Below are 3,227 nucleotides of genomic sequence, written 5' to 3'. Positions count from 1 at the left end.
GGCGAGCTGTGTCATGTGCCACGACCAGGTGAACGCGTCGATCTCCGGACCGGGGTCAGTGCCCAGGCGTCCCGAACTGACCATTGAGGCCCGATCCGGGTCCGCGAGTTTGCTTCCGAGGAAGCCCAGTAAAGATGCACTAAATCCGGCGATGACCAGTGCTTCTGCCGCCCCTCGCAACGTGTTGAGGAAGCCTGCGGCCATACCGACCATGTCGGGGGAAACGAGACCCATGGCCTGTGCGTCGGTGATACCGAATGACGTCCCCATGCCGATACCGATCACGAGTAGAGGTCCGGCCGCGACCGTGATCGTGTTGGCCGGATTCAGGCTCAGCAGGGCCAGGTTCCCGGCCACCACCAGTACCAGGGCGGTCAGTATCAACGCTTTGGCGGACAAGCCGGCGTTGACCAGCTGACCGGCGACCATTGGCATGACCAGCACCGGGGCGGTCAACAGCAGCATCGCGACTCCGGCCTGCGCCGGTGAAAACCCTGATACAGCCTGGAGGTAGCTCGGTAGGAACACCAGCGCCCCCAGAAACCCGATCGAGGTAGTCAGGGTGGCCAGACTCCATCCGAGGAATCCACGGTTCCTCACCAGACCCGGCGCGAGAACCGGAGATGGACTGCGGCGCTGAGCAAGTCCGAAGACCACGAGCAAAATCAGGCCGGCCACGAACGCGACCAGAACCCGGCCGTCCGTCCAACCCATAGTCGGTCCCTCGATGACGGCGAACATGATGGCCGACAAGCTGACGATGAAGGCGATTGACCCGAACCAGTCAGTTCGTCCACCATCGGCATGCGATTCGCCCAAGCGCGTCGCGCCGAAGGCGATAACAAGCCCGACCGCGGCAAACAACAGGAAGCTACCCCGCCAACCCGTCAACGAAATCAACACCCCGGACAGGCTCGGCCCCAACGCAATACCGACGCCGGCCATCGTGCCCATCAGCGCGAACGCCCGGTTACGCGCGTTCCCGTCATACGACGAGGCGAGGATCGCGCCGCCGGCGGCCATTATGCCTGCGCCACCGATACCGGAGACGATCCGGGCGATGTCGGCGACCACGATGACCGGGCTGACAGCGGCGAGGACACTACCCGCCGCGAAGATCGTCGCCGCACCTATGAAAACGAGGCGCCGCCCGACCCTGTCGGCGGCCGATCCCACCACCAGCGTCATCGCCGCAAACGAGAGGTTGTAGCCAGCCACCACCCAGTTCAGCGCCGACCCCGAGGCAGCGAGGTCCTCGCCGATGCTCGGCAACGCAACTGCCGTTCCCGAGATCGACATCGCCACCAGAACGACCCCCACCAGCACCACGGGCAAGGTCAACGGCGATGGTCGAGGCAAGTCGATCGAAGGTACGTGTGAGCGGTCATCGGCCTTGTCGGTCTGCATCTGGTTCACCCTTCAGGGATGTCGAAACATCATGTCCCCCACAGTGGACTTCCTCAACCAAGGTTTAGGTCAAGTGAGCCGAAGGCCAACGGATGTGCCGTGGTGGCTGTTCAGCGGGGGTGGGCACCTGGAACGAGCGAGCGCACCGGCCACCTTCCAGCGTCAGCCGGTGGGTGTCGTCTGTCGGGTGTTGGTGGTTGCGAGGAAGGCGTGCGCGATCAGCTGGGCCGCGTATCGCCTGCCTTGAATGGTGGGGTGGACAGGGGTGCCTTGTTCGGTGGGTAGCAAGCCGGTCATGGAAACGTAGGTCTGGCCCAAGGGTGCGCAGATCGAGTGGTGGTCGTCTTGAGCGTCCCATTGGTTGACCATCACGAATCCGGCGCGCCGGGCGGCGGCGGTGACGACGTCGTCGAGCTGGTGCTGCAGGTCGTTGCCGATGTCCACCAGGCTTTGCGTGATCATTGGTGCGGCGAAGCATCCTTGGACGCTGTCGGGCAGGATGCGGGTGTAGCCGAGCACGATGATGGTCGCGTTCGGTGCTTTGGTTCGGATGGCGGTGTAGGCGCTGTCGAGGGTTTGGCCGAGGTCGTCGAGTTTGCGGGCCTCGTCGGCGCGAAACTGCGGGGTGCAGGTGTCGGCTGGGTGCGAGGCCATCAGGCAGTTGTTCACGATCTCGCCGAAGACGTTGTCGTTGTTGCCGCCCAACGAGATCGAGACGTAGCGGGTCTTGGGTGACAAGCCGTCGATCTGTGGATCGCTACGTGTGGTGGTGGAGGTGATGTCGGAGGTGTCGGCGCCGCCGCATGCGCGATCGTCGAAGCTGACACCGTGCAGTTGGGCTGCGACCAGGTGGCCGACGTTGTCGGGCGCGGTTCCGCAATCGGGATCGCGGTTGTAGGTGTTGAGGTTCGATCCGACTGCGACGTAGGAGTCGCCGAGGGACACGTATTCGGCATCGCGTGGGGTATCCGCGGCGGCAGCGCCGTGTGTCGGGGCCAGGCCGGCGGCTCCTGCGAGGGCGAGCAGAGCGAGTGTGCGGGTCGTGCGGTGAGGCATCGGTGACTCCAAGAATTGAACGCTGCCCAGGGCAGCGCTGATCGACGGCGCGTGTGCGCCGCGAAGACAACGGGATATGGAAGGAGCGAGAGGACACGGCATCGCTGGAGGTGCATTCGGCAGCCGCGCAAGTGATTTCAGTGCCGCGGGCGGCGGTTGCTCACGGTGCGTTGAGGGCGTGGAAGAGCATGTGGGTGAGCGTGTCTGTGATCGTTTCCTTGGCCGGCCGCGGGTCGGTGTGGCACCAGTCGTAGACCAGTCCGTCGATCGCGCCCACGAATGCCACGAAGATCGGGCGGAACTCCCGCTGCGGGATACGGCCTTGGCGGACGAGCTCCTCGGCGATGGCGCATTGCACCCCGATCCAGTTCTCCCGGGTCTGCCTGCGGTGTGCTTCCAGTTGCGGGCTGACTCCGATGACGGTGACGAACAGCAGGGTGGCCCACCGCGGATCCTCGGCGAAGCTGTCGACGTAGGCCTCGATGTTGCGGTGGATGAGATCTCGTGTGTATTCCTGAGCTGGGGCGTTGGCGAGCGCCGCCGCCAGGAACCGCCCGGAGATCTCCTGCCCCTGGTCGTACAACGCGAACAGCAGTTCGTCGCGGGATGCGAATTCTTCGTAGAACTGGCGAGTGGACAGATTGGCTTCCGCGCAGACCCGCGCCACGCTACCGGCGCTGTATCCCTCGGTCCCGTACAGCTGCAATCCCGCCGCCATCAGCTTGTCCCGCCGCATCGCCCGTCTTTGCTCCATCGACGTGGGG

At 64.6% G+C, this 3,227-nt stretch carries 3 protein-coding genes; all 3 read right to left on the bottom strand.

Annotated features, from left to right (window positions below):
• The coding region (locus ON23_RS28285) for an MFS transporter (protein ID WP_051043487.1) at positions 1-1,407 on the bottom strand (1,407 nt) is incomplete at its 3' end.
• A 162-nt stretch (positions 1,408-1,569) separates the two neighbouring features.
• A complete protein-coding gene (locus tag ON23_RS28280; RefSeq protein WP_051043486.1) occupies positions 1,570-2,463 on the bottom strand; it encodes an SGNH/GDSL hydrolase family protein in 894 nt (297 codons plus the stop codon).
• A gap of 160 nt (positions 2,464-2,623) precedes the next feature.
• A partial coding sequence (locus ON23_RS28275) for a TetR/AcrR family transcriptional regulator (protein WP_039781976.1) occupies positions 2,624-3,227 on the bottom strand: 604 nt, incomplete at its 5' end.

This window comes from Nocardia cerradoensis NBRC 101014, assembly GCF_000308535.1.
GTDB classification, from domain to species: domain Bacteria; phylum Actinomycetota; class Actinomycetes; order Mycobacteriales; family Mycobacteriaceae; genus Nocardia; species Nocardia cerradoensis.
The sequence above is the reverse complement of the archived record's forward strand: the minus strand, read 5'-3'. Positions and strand labels throughout refer to the sequence as shown.

Coding starts and splice junctions, on each gene's coding strand:
- ON23_RS28280 (WP_051043486.1), bottom strand. CDS start 2,463: ATGCCTCACCGCACGACCCGCACACTCGCTCTGCTCGCCCTCGCAGGA.